The organism is Bellilinea sp. (genome assembly GCF_053501535.1).
Genome location: NZ_JBRCOK010000171.1, coordinates 1 through 5,181, shown reverse-complemented (window position 1 = coordinate 5,181; position 5,181 = coordinate 1). Strand labels below are relative to the sequence as shown.

At 58.9% G+C, this 5,181-nt stretch carries 4 protein-coding genes and 1 pseudogene; 2 read left to right on the top strand and 3 right to left on the bottom strand.

Going from position 1 to position 5,181, the window contains the following annotated elements:
• Positions 1–229, top strand: a pseudogene (locus tag ACWIZX_RS15370) (hypothetical protein); the annotation flags it as partial.
• A 309-nt stretch (positions 230–538) separates the two neighbouring features.
• Positions 539–2,182 (top strand): ribonuclease J, encoded by a 1,644-nt coding sequence (locus ACWIZX_RS15365; protein WP_322792778.1) that lies wholly within the window; start codon positions 539–541, stop codon positions 2,180–2,182.
• A 10-nt stretch (positions 2,183–2,192) separates the two neighbouring features.
• Here the strand turns inward: ACWIZX_RS15365 and ACWIZX_RS15360 are convergent, their stop codons facing one another.
• The 3 genes from ACWIZX_RS15360 to ACWIZX_RS15350 all read right to left on the bottom strand — a co-directional run.
• On the bottom strand, positions 2,193–3,134 hold the full coding sequence (locus ACWIZX_RS15360; RefSeq protein ID WP_448336414.1) for an aldo/keto reductase: 942 nt from the start codon (positions 3,132–3,134) through the stop codon (positions 2,193–2,195).
• A gap of 388 nt (positions 3,135–3,522) precedes the next feature.
• Positions 3,523–4,176, bottom strand: a complete 654-nt coding sequence (locus ACWIZX_RS15355; RefSeq protein WP_448336413.1) for a DedA family protein — start codon at positions 4,174–4,176, stop codon at positions 3,523–3,525.
• On the bottom strand, positions 4,177–5,181 hold a 1,005-nt coding region (locus tag ACWIZX_RS15350; RefSeq protein WP_448336412.1), incomplete at its 5' end, for a PrsW family glutamic-type intramembrane protease.

Genomic DNA, 5,181 nt, shown 5'->3' with positions numbered 1-5,181 from the left:
GGCCGGCATCAGCCGGCGTGAACTGCCGGAGGATGTCTTTGGGCAGCTGGATGTGGTGCGCCGGAAATTGGAAGAAATGCTGCCCAAGCTGGAAGGGGAAGTCAGGGTGGTGGGCAAGGACGGCGAATTCTGGAGCCCGCGCAAACTGCTGCGGCGGGCGGCCTGGCACGAGCGCGATCACATTTCTCATATTCAGAAACTGCTTTCCGGTACGCGCGAGTTAGGTTAAAGGTTTCTGGAGGGCAACCTAAATCTGACCTGCCCGCTGCGATGCGATTCCCGGTTTTCCCCACCGGAGCGGCGCCCGCTGCTTTTTGAACGAGCGCGGCAAGGAACAAACCCACGCGCTTTGACAGATTAGCCTTTTGATGTTAAAATATATCAACTGATTATAAAAAATCACTCAGGCGGGAACGTTTTCGTTCGTAAGCCCTGCAAATCTGGCGGGGTTTTGTTTTGAAACCTGAATTGGAACCCTAAAAACACATCCATTGTGTTTTATAAAAAACTTTACAAAGGAATAAGAGTACACAAGTAAATGAAGGACAAAAAAATTCGGATTATCCCCCTCGGAGGTTTGGGGGAAGTTGGGCGTAACATGATGGTCTATGAATACGGCGATGATATCATCGTCGTGGATGCCGGCCTGATGTTCCCCGACAGTGACATGCTGGGGGTGGATTACATCATCCCCGATATCTCCTACCTTATCGAACGGCGCAACAAAATTCGCGCCATCATCATCACCCATGGGCACGAGGATCACACCGGCGCCATCCGCCACGTGATCGAGCAGATTCAGGCGCCCATTTACGCCACCCCGCTCACCCGCGGGTTGATCGAGGTCAAACTGGCCAAAAACGGTCTGCTCGACCGCGTCGAATTGCACACCGTGCAGGCCGGCGACACCCTGCAACTTGGCAGTTTCACCATCGAGTTTTTCCACGTCTGCCACTCGATTCCAGATGGCGTTGGGCTGGGCATTACCACCCCGCTCGGTCTGATTGTTCACCAGTCGGACTACAAGTTCGACCACACGCCGGTGGACGAAAAACCCAGCGATTACGCCAAGTTGGCCGAGTTTTCGCAGCGCGGCGTGCTGGCGCTGCTGGCCGATTCGACCAATGCCGAGCGCGCCGGCTGGACGCCTTCCGAAAAGGTGATTGACGAGGCGTTTGACCGCGTCTTCAAAGAAGCCCCCGGGCGCATCATCATTGCCAGCTTTGCCTCGCTCATCTCGCGCATGCAGCAGGCGGCCAACGCCGCTCAGCGCCACGGGCGCAAACTGGCATTTGCCGGCACCAGCATGGTGGATAATGTCAAAATGGCGCGCAAACTGGGCTATCTGAACATCCCCGAGAAATTGCAGGTGTCCATCGAGCAGGCGCTGACCCTGCCGCCCGAGCAGGTGGTCATCATGTGCACCGGTTCGCAGGGTGAGCCGTCTTCCATCATGGGACGGCTTTCCACTGGCACCAACCGCCTGTTTGACATCATCCCCGGCGATACGGTCGTGCTTTCTTCACATCCCATCCCCGGCAACGAGGAAAATGTGTACCGGACGATTAACCGCCTGTTCCAGCGCGGCGCCAATGTGATTTACGAGGCCATTGCGCCGGTGCATGTTTCCGGGCACGCCAGCCAGGAAGAGATGAAACTGCTCATCCACCTGACCCGTCCCAAATTCCTCATCCCCATTCACGGCGAACTGCGCCAGCTGCATCAGCACGCATTGCTGGCTACGCAGGTTGGTATCCCGCGTGAGAACATTGCCGTCATCGAAAACGGACAGGTGCTGGAACTGGACGGCAAGAGCCTGCGGCTGGCTGAAAAAGTGCCGACCTCCTATGTCTTTGTGGAAGGCTCCAGTGTGGGCGAGGTGGATACCGATGTGATGCGCGAACGCGAAATTCTGGCGCGCGACGGCATCGTGCTGGTCAACGTGGTGCTGGATCGTTTCAGCGGCGGCCTGCGGCGCGAACCGCAAATTACCAGCCGCGGGTTCATGCTTTCGCGTGAGAGTGAAACGGTGATGGAAGAAGCCCGCAAACGGGTTTCCGGACTGATCGGCAGCAGTGTCAACGGCAACCTCAGCCGCGATATTGAGAAAGAGCTGAGCAATTACCTGTACAGCGAAACCCACCGCCGCCCGATGATTTACGTCACCGTTTCGCGCGAGTAAGCCGGCGCGGTTAACTTTCCAGCAGCTGACTGATTTCCGCCAGCTCTGCCGCGCTCAATTTCCATTCGAGTGCGCGCAGGTTGGCGGTGACCTGTTCCAGCCGCGTGGCGCCGGCAATCACCGAGCAGACGGCCGGCTGCGCCAGCAGCCAGGCGATGGCCAGTTCGTTCAGGCTGTGGCCGTGGTCTTTTGCCCAGATTTCCAGCCGTTCGATGCGGTCGTAAAACGCCTCGTTCATGAAGCCCTGCACATAGGCGGAACTTTCGCCGCGTGAGCCGGGCGGCGGGGGCTGCCCGCGCCGGTACTTGCCGGTCAGAAAGCCGCCTGCCAGTGGGAAGTACGGCACAAAACCGACCCCGAACTGGCGGCAGTAAGGCAGTACTTCGCGTTCTGCCTCGCGGTTGAGCAGGTTGTATTCCGATTGAATCACTGCAAAAGCCGTCCAGCCGCGCACCTCCGCCAGCAGGTTGGCATGCGCCAGCTGCCAGGCCGCGTAGTTGGAGCAGCCCAGATAGCGAACCTTGCCGGCGCGCACCAGATCGTCCAGCGCGCGCAGGGTTTCCTCGATGGGTGTGTTTTCGTCCCAGCGGTGGGTGTAGTACAGGTCAAGGTAGTCGGTTTGCAGGCGACGCAGGCTGGCTTCCACCGCTTCCAGAATGTGGTGGCGCGAAAGGCCGCGCTCGTTGACACCTTCGCCGGTGGGGAAGAAAACCTTGCTGGCGATGAAAAATTTTCGCCGGCGGCTGCCTTTCAGGGCTTCGCCGATGGTTTCTTCCGAGCGGCCGCCGGTGTAAATGTCGGCCGTATCCAGATGATTGATGCCGGCCTGTTCGGCAAAATCCAGCAGGCGGTTGACTTCAGCCTGCGGCATCATCTCGGCGCCGAAGCGGTTGGTGCCGATCCCGATGGCTGAAACCTGTACGCCGCTGCGTCCGAGGGGGCGGTATTCCATGATTTCAAGACCTCCTTTGGATGAACTGGCTCAATTTTACCGGAAAATAAACGAATCGGCGGCCGGCGTACACAGGCCGCCCATGGCTTTTTAAAAGTAAGTCGAAAAGAGGTCAAACCACAGGCTGCCGACGCCAGTAAAAAAACATCTGCTCGCCCCAACCCCCCGTAGCCCCCCTTCCCCGCAAGGCTGCCCCGTCTGCTCAACGCGTACCTCTTTGGGGAAGGGGGGCGAGGAGTGTGACCCGCGCCGGGCTGCGTTGATGCCCATTTCAATGACGCTGCTCCGCGGGGAAGGTTTTGGGGATAGATGCCGGGGGTCTTTGCCCGCCAGCATCCAGACTGAGCTTTTATATGGATGGAAAAGAAAGAGGCGTTTTTTTACCCTCTTACTTCAACGCGGCGGCGCGCTTTTCCTGCCGCGCTTTGAGCGTTTCCCACACCGCCGGCAGCACCGAAATCAGCACAATTGCGATGATCACCAGTGAAAAGTTCTTTTCCACGAACGGCAGCCCGCCGAAGAAAAACCCGCCCCACAGGAACAGACTGACCCACAACGTACCGCCGACAATGTTGTAGGTGAGGAAGTAACCGTAGCGCATCTTACCGATTCCGGCGACAAACGGCGCAAAGGTGCGCACAATCGGCACAAAGCGCGCTAGCAGAATGGTCTTGCCGCCGTGCTTTTCATAAAACTTTTGGGTGCGTTCCAGATACTCGCGCTTGACCCAGCGGCTTTCCTGTTCAAAGACGCGCGAACCGACCTTGTTGCCGATCCAGTAATTGACACTGTCGCCGATTACCGCGGCTGCCATCAGCAGCAGCCACAACGGCAGTATTTGCAGCGAGCCCTTGGCGGAAAATGCTCCGGCCGCAAACAAGAGCGAATCGCCCGGCAGAAAGGGTGTCACCACCAGGCCGGTTTCGATAAAAATAATCCCAAACAGCACCGCATAGGTGCCAACCCCCACGCTGCGGATAATCACATCCAGATAGTGGTCAATGTGCAGCACAAAATCCAACGCCAGCCGAATCCAGTCCATTCATGTATTCCTGTTTGATAAGATGTCTTCCATCCGCTCGTCGGCTGCCGGCTGGTTTTGAGCCGTGCCGGCCGCTGGCGAGTCGGTTTGAGAAGGATGAGCCAGCCGGATTGCCGTTTGCGCTTCGCGTTGCAGGCGGTAGTTCATCCACACCAGCAGCAGCAGGTTGAGCAGTGCCATGCCCGGCAGTACCAGCCAGAGCGGGTTAAAAGTTTGGTCGGTAACCGGAAGGCGGTTAAGAAGCGGCAGCCGCGGGGTGACCGGAACGGCGCTCAGCACGCCAAAAAGGTTCCAGAAGGCGTGCAGCCCGACTGCCAGCAGGTAGCTGCCCACCAGTCTGCCCCAATAGCGGCGCTGTGCCCAGAAAGAGGCCAGCCCCCAGCCAAAGATGGCGGTAGCGGTGATGTGCAGCAACAGGGAGCCGACCCGCGCAACCAGAATCAGCACGCCGCCGCCGTTGCCCGCGCCGGCCAGTGCGCTCAGATTTTCCCACAAGCCAAAGGCGGCTCCGCACAACGCCCCGCCGACAAACCCCTGTGCCGGGCTCAACCGGTCGCCGGCATACAACCACAACGCCAGCGGTTTGAGCAGCTCTTCCAGCAGCGGGGTGACTCCGGCAACCAGACTGATCAGCAGCGCCACGATGACCGGGTTGGCAAGAATCTGGTTGGCAATCAGTTCCAGTTGCTGCAGGTCCACGTCCGCCGGGTCAAATTGTTCAAAGAAGCGCTGCAAATCGGCCAGCAGCTGCGGCTGGGTGTTCAGATAAACGCCCAGCACCACCACAAAGACCGCCAGCATCACCAGCGAAAGCAGCAGGGTGAGCGGAATGGTCAAGGCAAAGGAAACCGACAAAATCTGCCAGCTGCGCCCGCGCGGCAGCACATTCAGTCCGCGGCGCGCCAGCTCGATGAGAAACCAGGCCGGAATGACGGCGCCGATCACCACCAGCGGCGGCAGCAGCAGCCAGGCCAGCGCAGAGCTTTCCACGACGCGGAAGAGTCC

Excerpts from the sequence above, each read along its gene's own strand:
- ACWIZX_RS15365 (WP_322792778.1), top strand. The coding sequence starts at position 539 with ATGAAGGACAAAAAAATTCGGATTATCCCCCTCGGAGGTTTGGGGGAA.
- ACWIZX_RS15360 (WP_448336414.1), bottom strand. The coding sequence starts at position 3,134 with ATGGAATACCGCCCCCTCGGACGCAGCGGCGTACAGGTTTCAGCCATC.
- ACWIZX_RS15355 (WP_448336413.1), bottom strand. The coding sequence starts at position 4,176 with ATGGACTGGATTCGGCTGGCGTTGGATTTTGTGCTGCACATTGACCAC.